Here is a 16,623-nt window from a genome sequence, read left to right as displayed (position 1 = left end):
CGCCATAGCTTTCGTTGACGGAGCCATTCATGCCCACCCTCTATTTCGAAGACTTTAGCGTCGGCAGCAAGCGCGATCTGGGGTCCCACCTGGTGACCGAGGAAGAGATCCTCACCTTTGCCCGCCAGTATGATCCGCAGCCCTTCCATATCGACAAGGATGCCGCGCAGAAGAGCATCTACAAGGGCCTGATCTCCAGCGGCTGGATGACCTGCTCGATCATGATGCGCCTGCTGGTGGACAACATGACCAGCAAGGCGGCCAGCATGGGCTCGCCCGGTGTGGACGAAATCCGCTGGCTCAAGCCGGTTTACGCGGGTGACACGCTGAGCGTATCGCTGGTCGTGCTGGATGCGCGCGCCTCGTCGTCCAAGCCCGATCGCGGCGTGGTGCACACCCAGTGGGAAGCCACCAATCAGCGCGGCGAACTGGTCTGCACCGTCAAGGGCATGGGTATGTACGGCCGCCGCCCAGCCTGAAAGCGCTTGCACCGGGGCAGCACGCACCTCGATTGAATCCCGGCCATCCCGGCCATCACAACAACTAGGAGACACCATGCGTACCATCGCTTCGCTCGAAGAACTGGAAAGCCTGCAGGGCCAGGAAGTGGCCGTCAGCGACTGGATTGAAATCACCCAGCAGCAGGTCAACCTGTTCGCCGAAGCCACTGGCGATCATCAATGGATCCATGTCGACGTGGAGCGCGCCCGGCGCGAGTCTCCGTTTGGCGGCCCGGTAGCGCACGGCTTCCTGACCCTGTCGCTGCTGCCGGCCTTCATGCACAACGCGATCGACATGCCGGGCGTCAAGATGGGCGTCAACTATGGCCTGAACCGTGTGCGCTTTACCGCGCCGGTACCGGTGGGCAGCCGCCTGCGCGCCCGCGTGAAGCTGCTGTCGGTGGAGCGACTGGAGCCGCTGCCGAACGCGCCCGCGCTGGTCGGCGCCCAGTCGAACTGGGAAGTCACCGTGGAGCGCGAAGGCAGCGAGCGGCCGGTGTGCGTCGCTGAGTCGATCAGCCGGCGTTATTCGTAATCACTGAAGGCCACCGCCGCAACGGGTGCGCGGCGGCCGCTGCCTGGTGGGGTTTGCCCGCTGAGCGGGGGCCGGGCTCAGGCGGGCGAGCGCGCCGCCGTCATGTCATGCGTGGCCGCCGCCAGGGCCTTGGCCGAGCGCTCGGGATTCAGCCAGCACAGGCCGATCACGCCGGCCACCATCAGCAGCATGGCGTTGATCGTGAATCCCACTTCGAAGCCACCGATCATGCCGTGGCGCTGCACCAGTTGCCCCACCACGGCCGGGGCCAGGATGCCCGCCAGCGTGATCAGCGCCGTGTGGATGGACAGCACGCTCCCGCGCTGGGCCTCCGGTACGATCTGCGCCAGCATCGCCGGCGTCAGCGCGAAGCCCACGGGGGGCAGGCATGCCGCCACGGCAATCAGCAAGGTCTTCGGGACGGGGGGCAGCGTTACCGACGCGATCACCAGGTACACGCAGCCGCCCACCAGCGCGGCGATCGAGATGATCACGCCGCGCGCCAGCCGCGACGACGCGCCGCCGCGCAACATGCGTTGCGACAGCCAGCTAAGGATCAGCGTGACGGGCATGGCCGAGGCCACGATGGCCGCATACCAGCGCCCGGTGGTGACCGGGTCGAAGCCGAGGCCTTTCTCCAGGTAGGCCGGCAGCCAGGTCAGCCCCAGCGCCAGCGCCCAGTACGCGCAGAAGCCGATGGCCAGGCAGGAAAGCACGGTCGGGTCGCGGAAGATGCGGCGATAGGGCAGCCGCACGGGCATGGCCGCGGCGCCGGGGCGCCGGTCGCTCGCCTGCGCCAGCGGCCCCTCGCGTCCCACGCAGAGCCACATCGCACTCCATGCCGCGCCGATGGCGGCGAGGATCATGAAGTTGGCGCGCCATCCCCAATGCATCGTCACCAGCGGGATCAGCAAGCCCGCCAGCAGCAGGCCCGCCGTCGCGCCCTGGTTGACCACCGCCACCGGCAGATTGCGCTTGTGGTCGGGAAACCATTTGAATAACGCATGCACGGAGATCGGGAAGGCCGGGCCCTCGGCCGCGCCAAGCAGCATGCGGCACAAGAGAATGGTCATGGCCGAGGTGGCCAGCGCCAGCGGTATTTGCAGCAGGGCCCACGACAGGCCCATCGCCAGCAGCAGCCAGCGCGTGGCCACGCGATTGGACAGAAATCCCACCAGCACGGTGGACAGCGAAAACAGCCAGAAGAAGCTGCTGGCGATCAGGCCGAACTCCGCCGGCGGCAGCTTCAGGTCCGCCATCAGCGGCACGGCCACCATGCCCAGCACGATCTTGTCGAGGAAGTTGATCAGCGACAGCCAGGTCAGCATCGAGGCCATGGCCCAGGCGCTGCGTGGCTGGTATGACGGAAGTGTGGTCATCGGTTTGCCTGGAGGCGTTGCTGGTTGGGATGGGATGTTCAAAAAGCCGGCTTGATGGTTCCGTTCAATCCAGGTGCTGCGCGATCAGTGCCATAGCGGACGTGCCCGAGCGGGCCGAAGCGCTCGGGGATTTCCGGCTGTGGCAAGCATGCGCTGGACCGGTCCAGGCTTTGGCGCGAAGGAGAAGCGGTGCAGGCGGGAGGGAATGTCGCAGCCGCGGCCCGGACAGGTGTTGTCGCGCCAGGTGCCGCCCACCGTGCCGGCATTCCCGAAGACGACGAAGGTATCGATGCAGGCTTGCCTGAGCCGGATGCCCATGCACATGTCGGCCACACTCGCGCCGATGATGACGATCTGGTTCCCTGGCGCCGCTGACGCGTTCAATGGGTTGTCTCCGTCGTGCTGTTTTCTGCTTGTCTGCGCAATATGCGGCAAGGGCACGGCGCGCAAGCGAACGGCCACCATAGAGCCGATTCGGGATTCGGGCAAGTCACGCCGCAGCATGCGCGCCGGCGGATGCCCCAATCTGATTCAGCCGCTGACGCCGCACTGGCTTGGTGCGTGACGTATCCGCACTATCGTGGTGCGGCATGGCGCGTGGCCGCCGCCGGAGGCTCGCCAGGCGGTGTGTGCAACCATGTATACAAGCTTGTATGCCATGGCATGCTAGTTGCAGAAGGTGTACCCGGGGTGCGTTGTTCCTTATCCAACACGACAATCTGGGAGCTGCAATGAAAAGACGTGACATGCTGAAACTGTCGGCGGTAGCCGCCGCGGCATTCTTCGCAACGGCAGGTGTTAGCCCGCTGGCATTGGCGCAGTCCAAGGAGCCGATCAAGGTCGGTATCCTGCATTCGCTGTCCGGCACCATGGCCATTTCCGAGACGTCGCTCAAGGACGTGGCGTTGATGAYGATCGACGAGATCAACAAGAGCGGTGGTGTGCTTGGCCGCAAGCTTGAGCCGGTCGTGGTCGATCCCGCTTCCAACTGGCCGCTGTTCGCCGAGAAGGCGCGCCAGCTGATCACCAAGGACAAGGTTGCCGTCACCTTCGGCTGCTGGACCTCGGTTTCGCGCAAGTCGGTGCTGCCCGTTTATGAAGAGCTGAACTCACTGCTGTTCTACCCGGTGCAGTATGAAGGCGAGGAGATGTCCAAGAACGTCTTCTATACCGGCGCCGCACCCAACCAGCAGGCCATTCCCGCCGTGGAATACCTGATGAGCAAGGAGGGCGGCGGCGCCAAGCGCTTCTTCCTGCTGGGCACCGACTACGTCTACCCGCGCACCACCAACAAGATCCTGCGGGCCTTCCTGAAGAGCAAGGGCGTGGCGGACAAGGATATCGAAGAGGTCTACACGCCGTTTGGCCACAGCGATTACCAGACCATCGTCGCCAATATCAAGAAGTTCTCGCAAGGCGGCAAGACCGCGGTGATCTCCACCATCAACGGCGACTCCAACGTGCCTTTCTACAAGGAACTGGGCAACGCCGGCCTCAAGGCCAAGGACGTGCCGGTGGTGGCGTTCTCTGTCGGCGAGGAAGAGCTGCGCGGCATCGACACCAAGCCGCTGGTGGGCCACCTGGCCGCATGGAACTACTTCATGTCGGTCAAGAACCCGGAAAACGAAGCCTTCAAGAAGCAATGGGCGGCATGGGTCAAGGCCAACAACCTGCCGGGCGGCGACAAGCGCGTGACGAACGACCCGATGGAAGCCACCTACGTGGGCATCCATATGTGGGCGCAAGCCGTGAAGAAGGCCGGCACCACCGATACCGACAAGGTGCGCGCCGCGATGTATGGCCAGACCTTCAAGGCGCCGGACGGCTTCACGTTGACCATGGGCGAGAACCATCACCTGTACAAGCCGGTGATGATCGGCGAGGTCAAGGGCGACGGCCAGTTCACGGTGGTGTGGAAGACGCCGAAGGCAGTGCGCGCGCAGCCGTGGAGCCCGTTCATCGCGGGTAACGAAGGCAAGCCGGACAAGGTGATGTAAGACCGCGGGCGGGCCTGCGTCGAGAAGACCGCGCCCGCAAGCTGTCCGGTGTTTGTTCTCCGCCTTCGGGAGAGGGGAGCAAACCGACTTTGTTTCACTGCCGCGGGCCGCTTCAGGGCCGCGGCGCAAAGCAAAACCCGTCACGCCGACCAAGGTGGTCGCGCGCTTCCTGCGCGCGATCGCAAACCTTATGCACCGACCCTTATCGTTCTCTTTCGCTTCACGGTTGCGCGCCATGCTGGCAGCGTTGCTGCTGCTCGCCGCGTGCCCGCTGTGGGCCGCGCCGCTGACGCAGGCCGACCTGAAGCCACTGGCCGAAGACGACTTCGATGCCAAGACTGCCGCCATCACCGCGCTCACCAAGGCGCCGGTGGCGGAGGCGGGCCCCATTCTCAAGGCGCTGCAAGACGATACGCTGCAATACGCGCCCGGCGTCGGCATGGTGCGCCAGGACGGCGACAAGCTGGTGGACGCCATCAGCGGCAAACCGGTCACGGTCAAGCCCGATGCGCTCGAAGCGCTGACCCTTAACAACAGCCTGCGCGCGCTGGTGGACAGTGCCGCCAGCAGCACGCTGCTGCAATCGCCCGATGCGGCGGTGCGCACGCAGGCCGTCAACACGCTGCTGGACCAGCCCGGCAGCGCCTCGCGCCCGGTGGTGGAAGCCGCGCGCAAGGCCGAGGCCGATGCCGGCCTGCGTGCCAAGCTCGATGTGATCTGGGCCAATATCGTGCTGGCCGAGGGCAATCGCGACGAACGGCTGGAAGCCATTCATATTCTCGGGCGCGACAGCAATCCGCAAAGCCGGCAGAAGCTGCAGCCACTGCTGGAGCGTGACGAAGCCGGCAAATACCGCGAGCCCGACGCCGAACTGCGAGGCGCCGCCCAGCAGGCGCTCGATGCCCTGCGCGGCGACCAGCGCCGCGCCGAACTCATCGGCAACCTCTTCGCCGGCCTGAGCCTGGGCAGCGTGCTGCTGCTGGCCGCGCTGGGCCTGGCCATTACCTATGGCCTGATCGGCGTCATCAATATGGCGCACGGAGAATTCCTGATGATCGGCGCGTACGCCACCTATATGGTGCAAGGCGTATTCCGGGCGCATTTCGCCGGTGCCTTCGACTGGTACCTGCTTTTTGCGCTGCCAGCATCGTTCCTGGCATCGGCCGTGGTTGGCTTCGTGCTGGAGCGGCTGGTGCTGCGCCATCTCTACGGCCGTCCGCTGGAAACGCTGCTGGCGACGTTTGGCGTGAGCCTGCTGCTGATGCAGGCGGTGCGCACGCTGTTCGGCGCGCAGAACGTGGAAGTGGCCAATCCCTCCTGGATGAGCGGTGGCGTTGAATGGCTGCCGGGGATGGTGTTGCCCTACAACCGCATGATCATCATCGTGTTCGCGCTGGCGGTGGTGGCGGTGGCATGGGCCGTGCTCAACCGCACCCGCCTGGGCCTGTTCGTGCGCGCCACCACGCAGAACCGCACCATGGCGGCCTGCGTGGGCGTGCGCACCTGGAAAGTGGATAGCTACGCTTTCGCGTTCGGTGCGGGCATTGCCGGGCTCGGTGGCTGCGCCTTGTCGCAGATCGGTAATGTGGGGCCCGACCTCGGGCAGGCCTACATCATCGACTCCTTCATGGTAGTGGTGCTGGGCGGCGTGGGGCAACTGGCGGGCACCATCATCGGTGCCTTCGGGCTGGGCCTTATCAACAAGTTCATCGAGCCGTTCTACGGTGCGGTGCTGGCCAAGATCTTTGTCCTGGTGCTGATCGTGCTCTTCATCCAGAAGCGCCCGCAAGGACTGTTCGCGCTCAAAGGGCGCAGCGCGGAGGCATGATGCAGACTTCAACATCGAAACAATCCGCGACCGGATTCCGGCTGGCGGTGCCGGAACGCCAGCCGCTGTTCTCGGGCCGCGGCTGGGCGGCGCTGCTGGCGATCGCGCTGGTGGCGGGCATCGGCGTGCCGGTGTGCGCGCTGCTGTTGCCCGAAGGCCATCCGATGCATCTGTCGGCCTATGCGCTGACGCTGATCGGCAAGATCATGTGCTTTGCGCTGGCCGCGATCGCGCTGGACCTGGTGTGGGGCTACTGCGGCATCCTCAGCCTGGGCCACGGGCTGTTCTTCGCGCTCGGCGGCTATGCCATGGGCATGTACCTGATGCGCGCCATCGGCCGTGAAGGTGTCTACAAAAGCGACCTGCCGGACTTCATGGTCTTCCTCGACTGGAAGGAGTTGCCGTGGTTCTGGCATGGCACCGAACATCTTGGCTACGCCATGCTGCTGGTGGTGCTGGTGCCCGGCGTGCTGGCGTGGCTGTTCGGCTTCTTCGCCTTCCGCTCGCGCATCAAGGGTGTGTACCTGTCCATCATCACGCAGGCCATGACCTATGCCGCGATGCTGCTGTTCTTCCGCAACGAGACCGGCTTCGGCGGCAACAACGGCTTCACCGATTTCAAGCGCATCGCCGGTTTTGCCGTGGCCGCGCCCGAAACCCGTACCGCGCTGTTCGTGCTGACGTTCCTTGCCTTGCTGGCCGGCTTTATCGCCTGCCGCTACATCGTCACCTCCAAGCTTGGCCGCGTGGTGACGGCGGTGCGCGATGCGGAGATGCGCGTGATGTTCTCCGGCTACAACCCGCTTGGCTACAAGCTCTTCGTGTGGACGTTCTCGGCGGTGCTATGCGGCATTGCCGGCGCGCTTTACGTGCCGCAGGTGGGCATCATCAACCCGGGCGAGATGTCGCCGGCCAACTCCATCGAGATGGCGGTGTGGGTCGCCGTGGGCGGACGCGGCACGCTGATCGGCCCGATCATCGGCGCCTTCCTTGTCAACGGCGCCAAGACGATGTTCACGGCTTATTTCGCCGAGTACTGGCTGTTCCTGCTGGGCGCGATGTTCGTGCTGGTCACGCTGTACCTGCCGGACGGCGTGATCGGCCTGATCAAGCGCGTGCGCGGCATGCGTGCCAGGCACCCGGTTGCACAAGGCACATCGGCCGGCGCGCCGGCCAAAGTTACCCGCAGCGGAGGTGAAGCATGAACGCCGCACTCGGAGCGCAGCAGGCGGAAAGCGGGGGCACCACCGGCCTCGGCCGCGTGCTGGAGCCCGGCGTCATCGATGTCTCGCACGGTCCCATCCTTTACCTGGAAGACGTGACTGTGCAGTTCGATGGCTTCCGCGCGCTCAACCAGCTCACGCTGTCGATCGACCACGGCGAACTGCGCTGCGTGATCGGTCCCAATGGCGCGGGCAAGACCACGATGATGGACGTGATCACCGGCAAGACCGGGCCACGCAATGCCAATGTGAGCGGGCGCGTGTTCCTCGGGCAGAGCATCGACCTGATGCGCATGACCGAGCCCAAGATCGCGCAGACCGGCATCGGCCGCAAGTTCCAGAAGCCCACCGTGTTCGAGCAGCACGAGGTGTGGGAGAACCTGGAACTGGCGATGAAGGGCGACAAGCGCTGGTTCTCTTCCTTGCGGGCGCGCCTGGGGGCGCAAGGGCATCGCCGCATCGAGGAAACGCTGGCGTTGACGGGGCTGGAAGATGAAGCGTATCGCCCGGCCGGCATGCTGTCGCATGGGCAGAAGCAGCGGCTCGAGATCGGCATGCTGCTGATGCAGCAACCGCAGTTGCTGCTGCTCGACGAGCCGGTGGCCGGCATGACCGACGAGGAAACCATGCAACTGGCCCAGCTGCTGAACAGCCTGCGCGGCACCTGCTCAATGATGGTGGTGGAGCACGACATGGAATTTGTCGCGGCGCTGGCCGGCGATAGCGGCAAGGTCACGGTGCTGGCCGAAGGCAGCGTGCTGGCCGAAGGCACGCTCGACGCCGTCAAGCGCGAGGAGCGCGTGATCGAATCCTATCTGGGCCGGTAAGCGCGCACGCGTAGATAAAGGAAACCAAACCATGTTGCAGGTCAATGCACTCAACCAGTTCTACGGCGGCAGCCACATCCTGCGCAATGTCACCTTCGAGGTGCCGCAAGGCAAGCTGACGACCTTGCTGGGCCGTAACGGCGTGGGCAAGAGCACCCTGCTCAAATGCCTGATGGGCGTGGTGCCCACGAGGAGCGGCAGCATCAGCTGGGCGGGGCACGCGCTGGAAAAGAAGCCGCCGTACGAGCGCGTGGCATCCGGGCTCGCCTACGTGCCGCAGGGACGCGAGATATTCCCGCGCCTGACGGTGGAGGAGAACCTGCTGATCGGCGCCGCGAGCCTGAAGCGCCCGGCCGGCGTGCCCGACCGGATCTACCAGTTGTTCCCGGTGTTGCGCAGCATGCGCCAGCGCCGGGGCGGCGATCTCTCGGGCGGCCAGCAGCAGCAACTGGCAATCGGCCGCGCGTTGATGAGCGAGCCGGAGCTGCTGATCCTGGACGAGCCGACCGAGGGCATCCAGCCTTCCATCATCCAGGACATCGGCCGCGCGCTGCGGCTGCTGGTGGACGAGTTCGGCATGACGGTGCTGCTGGTGGAACAGTATTACGAGTTCGCCCGGCATCTGGCGGATCACTACGTCGTGATGAGCCGCGGTGAGGTGGTGGCGAGAGGGGAGGGGGCAAGAATGGAAGAGGAGGGGGTGCGGGAGCTGATCGCGGTGTAAGCGAGGTCGTGGGTTTGTCCGGCGAGAGAGCCGTGGCTGAACATAAAGCGGCTGCCGGGGCAGAGAGCTTGCGTCGGCAGTAGCGAAGAGCATGCCAATCCGCCAGATGCCGCGCGCCGACAATACCGCTTCCAGCCGCACCGACCCCGCGCTATGATGCCCGCATCGAGCGCGCCACGCATCACCGGCAGCGTCCGCCTTTCCATCGCCCATGCGTCATCCAGACTTTCCTTCGACCCTTGCCGTGCCGCCCGCATGGGAGGCCAGCCTGCGCCTGCGGTTTGCCGCGCGCGGCGAACGCAGTGTGCTGGCCGAGCGCCGCCACCGGGGGCCATTGCTGGTGCAAAAGCCGCTCTATCCAGAGGGCGCAGGGGGGGCGATCTGCCACGTGGTGATCCTGCATCCGCCCGCCGGCGTGGCCGGCGGCGACAGCCTGGAGATCGAGGTGACGGTGGAGGCGGGCGCCCATGCGGTGCTGGCGACGCCCGGCGCCACCAAGTGGTACAAGTCGCTCGGCCGCGAGGCCGCGCAACGCGTCACGCTGACGCTGCAAGCCGGCGCGCGGGTGGACTGGCTGCCGCAGGAAAACATCGTATTCGACGACGCGCACGCGCGCCTTGCCACCACCGTGACGGTGGCGCCCGGCGCCAGCGCGATCGGCTGGGATGCCGTCGTGCTGGGCCGCCAGGCCAGCGGCGAAACGTGGGCGCGCGGATCGCTGGTCATGGAGACCACGGTGAATGGCGGTACGCGCCCGCTGTGGATCGAAAGCGCGCAACTGGACGCCGGCTCCGCGCTGCGGCATGCGGTGGCCGGGCTGGATGGGCTCAATGTGATGGGCACGCTGTGGGCGGTGGGCGAGGGTGCCACGCAGGAACTGGCCGAAGCGCTTGCCGAACGGCTGCCGTATGGGCCGGACCTGCGTGCCGGCGTGACGCGGTTTGAGCAGGATGGCCAGTCCATGCTGCTGCTGCGCGTGCTGGGTGCGCAGATGGAGGCGGTCAGGCATCTGATGGTAAGCGCATGGAGCGCATTGCGCGAGCCCATCCACGGCGTTGCCGCCAGGCCGCTGAGGCTGTGGGCGACGTAGGCGCTTGCCGGCCGCGTACCGGACATGCAGAACAAGAAACTACGGGAATACCAAGATGGAACTGACTCCGCGAGAGAAGGACAAGCTGTTGATCTTCACCGCCGCGCTGCTGGCCGAGCGCCGCCGCGCGCGCGGGCTCAAGCTCAACTATCCCGAGGCGGTGGCCCTGATCACGGCGGCCATCATGGAAGGCGCGCGCGATGGCCGCACCGTGGCCGAGCTGATGCACGAAGGCACCACGGTGCTCACGCGCGAAGATGTGATGGAGGGGGTGGCCGAACTGATCCCCGAGATCCAGGTGGAAGCCACCTTCCCCGATGGCACCAAGCTGGTCACTGTGCATCATCCGATCGTCTGAGACGGGCGAGCGCTTTGCTTGCGCACGCCAGGCCTGCCGAACCACTGAACGAAAACACGAGGTCAAGACATGAACCGTTCCAATCGCTCGCGCGCCGCCAGGGCCGCCATGGCGGGTGTCCCGCTGGCGCTTGCCAGCGCCGCGGCCTTCGCCCATCCCGGCCACGATGCCGCCACGGTCGGCGCCAGCCTGTGGGCGGGCCTGCTGCATCCCTTCACCGGCATGGACCACTTGCTCGCCATGGCGGGCGTGGGCGTGTGGAGCGCGCTGGGAGCACGCTCGCCGCGCGAGGCGCTGCGCATGCCTTTTGTGTTCGTTGCACTGATGCTGGCCGGCGCGGCGCTCGGGCTGAGCGGCCTCGGCCTGCCGCTGGTGGAGCCGATGATTGCCGCATCGCTGCTGGTGATCGGCGTGCTGGTGGCGCTGCGTGCCAGGCTGCCGGCGTGGGCGGGCATGGCCATCGTCGGGGGCTTCGCCGTCTTTCATGGCTACGCGCATGGCGCCGAGCTGCCGGCCACGGCTGGCGCGTTGCCCGCGGTGGTGGCCTATGTCGGCGGCTTCGCTGTCGCCACCATGACGCTGCACCTGGCCGGCATCGGCCTGGGCGGCGCGCTGCGCCGCCAGGCCGGTTGGCTGGCACGGCTGGCGGGCGCCGGCGTGGCGCTCTATGGCGTCGGCCTGATGGTTGCCTGATCTCGACAAGGAAACCAGCATGATCCCCGGTGAACTGATGCCCGCAGAGGGCGAGATCGAACTCAATGCCGGCCGCCCCACGGTGAGCGTGACGGTGGCCAACACCGGCGACCGTCCGGTCCAGGTCGGCTCGCATTTCCATTTCTACGAGACCAATCCCGCGCTGGATTTCGACCGCGAGGCCACCCGCGGTTTCCGGCTCAATATCGCCGCCGGCACCGCGGTGCGCTTCGAGCCGGGCCAGAGCCGCACGGTGGAGCTGGTGGCGCTGGCCGGCGCGCGCATCGTCTACGGCTTCAACGGCAAGATCATGGGAGCGCTGTGATGAGCGTGAAAATCTCCAGGCAGGCCTATGCCGAGATGTTCGGCCCCACCACCGGCGACCGCCTGCGGCTGGCCGACACCGGGCTCATCATCGAGGTGGAGAAGGACTTCACCATCTACGGCGAGGAGGTGAAGTTCGGCGGTGGCAAGGTGATCCGCGACGGCATGGGGCAGAGCCAGCGCATGGCGAAGGACTGCGTCGACACCGTCATCACCAATGCGCTGATCGTCGATCACTGGGGCATCGTCAAGGCCGACATCGGTCTCAAGGATGGCCGCATCGCGTCGATCGGCAAGGCCGGCAATCCGGACATCCAGCCAGGCGTGACCATCGTCGTCGGTCCCGGCACCGAAGTGATCGCGGGCGAGGGCATGATCGTCACCGCCGGCGGCATCGACAGCCACATCCACTTCATCTGCCCGCAGCAGATCGAAGAAGCGCTGATGAGCGGCGTCACCACCATGATCGGCGGCGGCACCGGGCCCGCGACGGGGACGTTTGCCACCACCGTGACGCCTGGCCCCTGGTTCATGGAGCGCATGCTGCAGGCGGTCGAGGCTTATCCGATGAATATCGGCCTGCTCGGCAAGGGCAACGCCAGCCAGCCGGGGCCGCTGACGGAGCAGGTCGAGGCCGGCGCCATCGGGCTCAAGCTGCATGAAGACTGGGGCACCACGCCGGCGGCGATCGACACCTGCCTGGGCGTGGCGGATGCCACCGATACGCAGGTGGCGATTCATACCGATACGCTCAACGAGGCCGGTTTCGTCGAGGCTACGGTGGCTGCGTTCAAGGGCCGCACCATTCATACGTACCACACCGAAGGCGCGGGCGGCGGCCACGCGCCAGACATCATCAAGGTGTGCGGCGAGCCCAACGTATTGCCGTCGTCGACCAACCCGACGCGGCCCTACACCATCAACACGCTCGACGAACACCTCGACATGCTGATGGTSTGCCATCACCTGGAYCCGKCGATYGCCGAGGAYATCGCYTTCGCGGARWSSCGCATCCGCCGCGAGACSATYGCSGCCGAGGACATCCTGCACGAYCTSGGCGCSTTCTCGATGATCTCCAGCGACTCGCAGGCCATGGGCCGGGTCGGCGAGGTCATCATCCGCACCTGGCAGACCGCGCACAAGATGGCCGCGCAGCGCGGCAAGCTGCCCGGCGATCCCGGAGATGCGCGCGGCGGGCATGACAATTTCCGCGTCAAGCGCTACATCGCCAAGTACACCATCAACCCCGCGCTCACGCACGGCATCGCGCATGAGGTGGGCTCGATCGAGGTGGGGAAGTGGGCCGACCTCGTGCTGTGGAAGCCGGCCTTCTTCGGCGTCAAGCCGAGCCTGATCCTCAAGGGTGGGATGATCGCCGCGGCAGCGATGGGAGATCCCAACGCATCGATCCCGACGCCGCAGCCGGTGCACTACCGGCCGATGTTCGCCGCTGCCGGCCGGGCCCTGCACAAGTCTTCGCTGACCTTTGTCTCGCAGGCCGCGCTGGCAGCCGATGTGGGCGGCCGCTATGGACTGGAGAAGGTGCTTTCGGCGGTACGCGGTACGCGCACCGTCAGCAAGCGCGACATGGTGCACAATGACTGGCAGCCGAACGTCACGGTGGATCCCGAGACGTACCAGGTGGTGGCCGACGGCCAGTTGCTGATCTGCGAGCCGGCTACCGTGCTGCCGATGGCGCAGCGCTATTTCCTTTTTTGAAGGCCCCCTTTGCAAAAGATCGACAAACACCTCAGCGCCCCGCATGGCATCGCCGCCGTGCTGGTGCGCCGCGCGCCCAAGCTGGTGCTGCCTTTCGCCGAGCGCAGCAAGAGCCGCCTGCGCGCCACCCTCGATAGCGGAGAGGAAGTCGCCTTGTTTCTGCCGCGCGGCACCGTGCTGCGCGGCGGCGATCTGCTGGTCACCGAGAGCGGAGTCTTCGTCGAGGTGCTCGCCGCGCCGGAGTCCGTGCTGCAGGTGGGAGCCAGTGATCCGCAGGCGCTGATGCGCGCGGCCTATCACCTGGGCAACCGGCACACGCCGGTGGAAGTGGGGCGCGACTACCTGCGGCTGGAGTACGACCCGGTGCTGGCGGACATGCTGGCCCGCCTTGGCGTGCAGGCCGAGCGCGCCGAGCTGCCGTTCGAGCCCGAGGCCGGCGCCTACGGCGGCGGGCACAAGCACGGTCACGATGCCACTTTCGCCGAGGACTACGCCGCGGCGCAGGCGGTGTTTCATGAGCATCACGGGCATGAGCATGAGCATGACCACGGGCACGCGCACAGCCATGAACATGGTCATAAGCACGACCACGATCTTGCGCCGCATGTCCATGACGAGCATTGCGGGCACAAGCACTGACCTTCAGTGCGCAGTCGTTCCATGACCCAACTCTCCCAGCTCATCTCCCTGCTGCACCTGGCCTCCCCCGCGCTGCCGATCGGCGGCTTCAGCTATTCGCAAGGGCTGGAGGCGGCCATCGACTGCGGCATCGTGCGCGATGCCGGCAGCGCGGAGCAATGGGTGCGCAGCAACCTGCTGGATGTGCAGTCGCAGTGCGAGGCACCGGTGTGGCTGCTGCTCTATCGCCATTGGCGCACACTGGACGCGACGCGCCTGGCCGAATGGAACAACTGGTTCCACGCCACGCGCGAGAGCGCGGAGCTGCGGCTGGAGACCGAGCAGATGGGCTGGTCGCTGGCCCGGCTGGTGGCGCAGATGGAGTGGGGCGACGCCGCACTGCGCGCGCAGCTCGCGGTGCTGTCGCCGGTATGCCTGCCGACCGCCTTCGCCGCGGCTTGCGTGGCGCTGGACGTTGGCGAGCGCGACGGGCTGGCGGCCTATTGCTTCAGCTGGGCCGAGAACCAGGTGTCCGCCGCCCTCAAGGCGGTGCCGCTGGGCCAGGTGGCGGGGCAGCACATCCTGCGCCGGCTGCATCCCGCGGTGCTCGCAACCGTCGACGAGGCGGTGCGCCGCRCCGATGCCGAGCCGCCAATGCTGTCTACTTTTTCCCCGATGCTGGGCCTGCTGTCCGCGCGGCACGAAACGCAATACTCCCGGCTGTTCCGTTCCTGAGCGGGCCACCGCGGCAACCAGACGATTACCAGGACAAGACTCTCATCATGACCCAGGCCCGTACCAAGAAGAATCCCCCGTTGCGCGTCGGCGTGGGCGGCCCCGTCGGTTCCGGCAAGACCACCTTGCTGGAGATGCTGTGCAAGGCCATGCGCGAGCGCTATGACCTGGTCGCCATCACCAACGATATCTACACCAAGGAAGACCAGCGGCTGCTGACCATCTCCGGGGCCCTGCCGGCCGAGCGCATCATGGGCGTGGAAACGGGCGGCTGCCCGCATACCGCGATCCGCGAAGATGCCTCGATCAACCTGGAGGCGGTCGACCGCATGCTGGCGAAGTTTCCCGATGCCGATATCGTCTTCATCGAGTCCGGCGGCGACAATCTTGCCGCCACCTTCAGCCCGGAGTTGTCGGACCTGACCATCTACGTGATCGACGTGGCCGGCGGCGAGAAGATCCCGCGCAAGGGCGGCCCCGGCATCACCAAGTCGGACCTGCTGGTGATCAACAAGACCGACCTGGCCCCCTATGTGGGCGCCAACCTGGACATCATGGAAAGCGATGCGCGCAAGATGCGCGGCGTACGCCCGTTCGTGATGGGCAGCGTGAAGTCGGGGCAGGGGCTGGACCAGGTGATCGCCTTTATCGAGCGCCAGGGCATGCTGGGCGTGTAACGCGCGGCCGCCGCAATCGCGTCTTCAACGACGGCGCGTACCGCATGTCGGCGCGGCCCTGCTCCGTGTTTGCGGTGGCCACCGCTTGTGGCATACTGGCCGGTCCATGACGTCGACATCGCCCGCCCCTTCTTCGCATTGCCGCGACACCGCTACCGGTGGCGCCGCTGCATGCGCGGGCGCCGGGCAGCCCACGTCCCGCCTGTCCTCCTCCTTCTCGTTCTCCATTATTCGAATTATCCGGGGTCGCTGAGCTGCGGCTTTGGCTGGTGCTCGGTGGCCCGTGGTCCCTCCCTTGCCGTGCACGGCCATGGGGCCTGCACGCGACCAACCGATTCGATGGAGAACACCCGATGTCCGATCTTTCCGACCTGCGCGCGCACGCCCGCTATCCCAGCCTGCCCGACATCCAGGAGACCGCGCGCCGGCTCCAGGGCAAGGTGCTGGAGACGCCCGTGTGGCGCTGGCAGACCGGCGCCATGCAGCAGCTCGATCCCGCCACCGAGGTATGGCTCAAGCTGGAACTGTTCCAGATCACCGGCACCTTCAAGCTGCGCGGCGCGCTCAACAGTATCGAGCGCATGGACGGCGCGGCGCGCGCGCGTGGCGTGGTGGCGGCCAGTGCGGGCAACCATGCCATGGCGGTAGCCCACGCGGCAAAGGTGGCTGGCGTTGGCGCCAAGCTGGCGATGCCGGCCAGCGCCAGTCCGGCGCGCATGGCCGCCTGCCGCGAGGCCGGGGCCGAGGTGCTGTTGTTACCGGACATACACGCGGCCTTCGACCACGCGCTGCAACTGGTCGAGCAGGAGGGGCGCACCATGGTGCACCCGTACGACGGCCCGCTGATCGCGCAGGGCACCGCGACCGTGGGGCTGGAACTGATGCGCCAGGTGAGCGGGCTAGATGCGGTGGTGGTGCCGGTGGGCGGCGGCGGGCTGTGCGGCGGCATCGCCGCGGCGGTCAAGCAGATCAATCCGGCCTGCCGGGTCTATGGGGCCGAGCCGGATGGCGCCGATGCCATGAACCGCAGCTTCGAGGCCGGGCGGCCGCAGGCCCTGGAGCGGGTCAGGACGATTGCCGACAGCCTGGGCGCGCCGTATGCGCTCGATTACAGCTACGGCGTGTGCCGCCAGTTTGTCGACGGCATGGTGCGGGTATCCGACGCGGCGATACGTGACGCCATGCGCATCCTCTACCGCGACATGAAGCTGGCCACGGAGCCGGCTACGGCGGTGTCCACCGCGGCGTTGCTGGGGCCGCTGCGCGAAACACTGGCGGGGAAAAAGGTGGCGCTGATCGTGTGCGGGGCCAACCTCGACGCGGCACGCTTTGCCGAACTGCTGGCAGTGGATGCGCCGGCCGCCGCCGGCTGAGCCTGGCTGCCGCGCGCGGCCCG

At 66.6% G+C, this 16,623-nt stretch carries 18 protein-coding genes; 17 read left to right on the top strand and 1 reads right to left on the bottom strand.

Annotated elements, in window-relative coordinates:
- Positions 1-29 precede the first annotated feature (29 nt).
- Both AC1DN0_RS02265 and AC1DN0_RS02260 read left to right on the top strand, forming a co-directional pair.
- A complete protein-coding gene (locus AC1DN0_RS02265) occupies positions 30-479 on the top strand; it encodes a MaoC family dehydratase (RefSeq protein ID WP_441630128.1) in 450 nt (149 codons plus the stop codon).
- Positions 480-555: 76 nt separating this feature from the next.
- A complete protein-coding gene (locus AC1DN0_RS02260; protein ID WP_035868658.1) occupies positions 556-1,035 on the top strand; it encodes a MaoC family dehydratase in 480 nt (159 codons plus the stop codon).
- A 77-nt stretch (positions 1,036-1,112) separates the two neighbouring features.
- On the opposite strand, the gene AC1DN0_RS02255 is transcribed toward AC1DN0_RS02260, so the two are convergent.
- Positions 1,113-2,414 (bottom strand): MFS transporter, encoded by a 1,302-nt coding sequence (locus AC1DN0_RS02255; RefSeq protein ID WP_477143852.1) that lies wholly within the window; start codon positions 2,412-2,414, stop codon positions 1,113-1,115.
- A gap of 205 nt (positions 2,415-2,619) precedes the next feature.
- Here AC1DN0_RS02255 and AC1DN0_RS02250 point away from each other — a divergent pair, with 205 nt between their 5' ends.
- From AC1DN0_RS02250 to AC1DN0_RS02180, 15 genes are all read left to right on the top strand, one after another.
- Positions 2,620-2,979, top strand: coding sequence for a hypothetical protein (locus AC1DN0_RS02250; RefSeq protein WP_441630123.1), 360 nt, complete (start codon positions 2,620-2,622; stop codon positions 2,977-2,979).
- A 166-nt stretch (positions 2,980-3,145) separates the two neighbouring features.
- Positions 3,146-4,411, top strand: coding sequence for an urea ABC transporter substrate-binding protein (gene urtA / locus AC1DN0_RS02245; RefSeq protein WP_477145501.1), 1,266 nt, complete (start codon positions 3,146-3,148; stop codon positions 4,409-4,411).
- 190 nt (positions 4,412-4,601) lie between these two features.
- Entirely contained in the window at positions 4,602-6,239 is a 1,638-nt protein-coding gene (gene urtB / locus AC1DN0_RS02240; RefSeq protein ID WP_441630119.1) for an urea ABC transporter permease subunit UrtB, read from the top strand.
- Complete coding sequence (urtC, locus tag AC1DN0_RS02235; protein WP_477111100.1) at positions 6,239-7,444, top strand: urea ABC transporter permease subunit UrtC; 1,206 nt, start codon at positions 6,239-6,241, stop codon at positions 7,442-7,444. Before urtB ends, urtC begins: the two co-directional genes overlap by 1 nt.
- On the top strand, positions 7,441-8,289 hold the full coding sequence (gene urtD / locus AC1DN0_RS02230) for an urea ABC transporter ATP-binding protein UrtD (RefSeq protein ID WP_441630117.1): 849 nt from the start codon (positions 7,441-7,443) through the stop codon (positions 8,287-8,289). Before urtC ends, urtD begins: the two co-directional genes overlap by 4 nt.
- A gap of 31 nt (positions 8,290-8,320) precedes the next feature.
- On the top strand, positions 8,321-9,013 hold the full coding sequence (urtE, locus tag AC1DN0_RS02225; protein ID WP_035868638.1) for an urea ABC transporter ATP-binding subunit UrtE: 693 nt from the start codon (positions 8,321-8,323) through the stop codon (positions 9,011-9,013).
- A 211-nt stretch (positions 9,014-9,224) separates the two neighbouring features.
- Positions 9,225-10,103, top strand: a complete 879-nt coding sequence (locus tag AC1DN0_RS02220; RefSeq protein WP_441630113.1) for an urease accessory protein UreD — start codon at positions 9,225-9,227, stop codon at positions 10,101-10,103.
- A gap of 55 nt (positions 10,104-10,158) precedes the next feature.
- Complete coding sequence (locus AC1DN0_RS02215; RefSeq protein ID WP_035868631.1) at positions 10,159-10,461, top strand: urease subunit gamma; 303 nt, start codon at positions 10,159-10,161, stop codon at positions 10,459-10,461.
- 69 nt (positions 10,462-10,530) lie between these two features.
- Positions 10,531-11,154: a HupE/UreJ family protein gene (locus AC1DN0_RS02210; protein ID WP_441630111.1), complete on the top strand. Its 624-nt coding sequence runs from the start codon at positions 10,531-10,533 to the stop codon at positions 11,152-11,154.
- 19 nt (positions 11,155-11,173) lie between these two features.
- Positions 11,174-11,479 carry an urease subunit beta gene (locus AC1DN0_RS02205; protein ID WP_441630109.1) on the top strand — a complete coding sequence of 102 codons (306 nt, stop codon included), beginning with the start codon at positions 11,174-11,176 and terminating at the stop codon, positions 11,477-11,479.
- The gene (gene ureC / locus AC1DN0_RS02200) at positions 11,479-13,197 is read left to right on the top strand and encodes an urease subunit alpha (protein WP_477145500.1); all 1,719 of its coding nucleotides are present in this window, start codon (positions 11,479-11,481) and stop codon (positions 13,195-13,197) included. Before AC1DN0_RS02205 ends, ureC begins: the two co-directional genes overlap by 1 nt.
- A 9-nt stretch (positions 13,198-13,206) precedes the next feature.
- Positions 13,207-13,836: an urease accessory protein UreE gene (ureE, locus tag AC1DN0_RS02195; RefSeq protein ID WP_477102668.1), complete on the top strand. Its 630-nt coding sequence runs from the start codon at positions 13,207-13,209 to the stop codon at positions 13,834-13,836.
- 21 nt (positions 13,837-13,857) lie between these two features.
- Positions 13,858-14,550, top strand: a complete 693-nt coding sequence (locus AC1DN0_RS02190; protein ID WP_477145499.1) for an urease accessory protein UreF — start codon at positions 13,858-13,860, stop codon at positions 14,548-14,550.
- Positions 14,551-14,597: 47 nt separating this feature from the next.
- A complete protein-coding gene (ureG, locus tag AC1DN0_RS02185) occupies positions 14,598-15,227 on the top strand; it encodes an urease accessory protein UreG (RefSeq protein WP_035868617.1) in 630 nt (209 codons plus the stop codon).
- A gap of 353 nt (positions 15,228-15,580) precedes the next feature.
- On the top strand, positions 15,581-16,600 hold the full coding sequence (locus AC1DN0_RS02180; protein ID WP_441630101.1) for a threonine/serine dehydratase: 1,020 nt from the start codon (positions 15,581-15,583) through the stop codon (positions 16,598-16,600).
- Positions 16,601-16,623 lie beyond the last annotated feature (23 nt).

It is taken from the genome of Cupriavidus sp. 05N39 (genome assembly GCF_056397325.1).
Note: the sequence above shows the minus strand (reverse complement) of the source record. Positions and strands in the feature narration are given on the sequence as shown.

What these genes read in the sequence shown, in the direction of transcription:
- AC1DN0_RS02265 (WP_441630128.1), top strand. Translation starts at nt 30, where the DNA reads ATGCCCACCCTCTATTTCGAAGACTTTAGCGTCGGCAGCAAGCGCGAT.
- AC1DN0_RS02260 (WP_035868658.1), top strand. Translation starts at nt 556, where the DNA reads ATGCGTACCATCGCTTCGCTCGAAGAACTGGAAAGCCTGCAGGGCCAG.
- AC1DN0_RS02255 (WP_477143852.1), bottom strand. Translation starts at nt 2,414, where the DNA reads ATGACCACACTTCCGTCATACCAGCCACGCAGCGCCTGGGCCATGGCC.
- AC1DN0_RS02250 (WP_441630123.1), top strand. Translation starts at nt 2,620, where the DNA reads ATGTCGCAGCCGCGGCCCGGACAGGTGTTGTCGCGCCAGGTGCCGCCC.
- urtB (WP_441630119.1), top strand. Translation starts at nt 4,602, where the DNA reads ATGCACCGACCCTTATCGTTCTCTTTCGCTTCACGGTTGCGCGCCATG.
- urtC (WP_477111100.1), top strand. Translation starts at nt 6,239, where the DNA reads ATGCAGACTTCAACATCGAAACAATCCGCGACCGGATTCCGGCTGGCG.
- urtD (WP_441630117.1), top strand. Translation starts at nt 7,441, where the DNA reads ATGAACGCCGCACTCGGAGCGCAGCAGGCGGAAAGCGGGGGCACCACC.
- urtE (WP_035868638.1), top strand. Translation starts at nt 8,321, where the DNA reads ATGTTGCAGGTCAATGCACTCAACCAGTTCTACGGCGGCAGCCACATC.
- AC1DN0_RS02220 (WP_441630113.1), top strand. Translation starts at nt 9,225, where the DNA reads ATGCGTCATCCAGACTTTCCTTCGACCCTTGCCGTGCCGCCCGCATGG.
- AC1DN0_RS02215 (WP_035868631.1), top strand. Translation starts at nt 10,159, where the DNA reads ATGGAACTGACTCCGCGAGAGAAGGACAAGCTGTTGATCTTCACCGCC.
- AC1DN0_RS02210 (WP_441630111.1), top strand. Translation starts at nt 10,531, where the DNA reads ATGAACCGTTCCAATCGCTCGCGCGCCGCCAGGGCCGCCATGGCGGGT.
- AC1DN0_RS02205 (WP_441630109.1), top strand. Translation starts at nt 11,174, where the DNA reads ATGATCCCCGGTGAACTGATGCCCGCAGAGGGCGAGATCGAACTCAAT.
- ureG (WP_035868617.1), top strand. Translation starts at nt 14,598, where the DNA reads ATGACCCAGGCCCGTACCAAGAAGAATCCCCCGTTGCGCGTCGGCGTG.
- AC1DN0_RS02180 (WP_441630101.1), top strand. Translation starts at nt 15,581, where the DNA reads ATGTCCGATCTTTCCGACCTGCGCGCGCACGCCCGCTATCCCAGCCTG.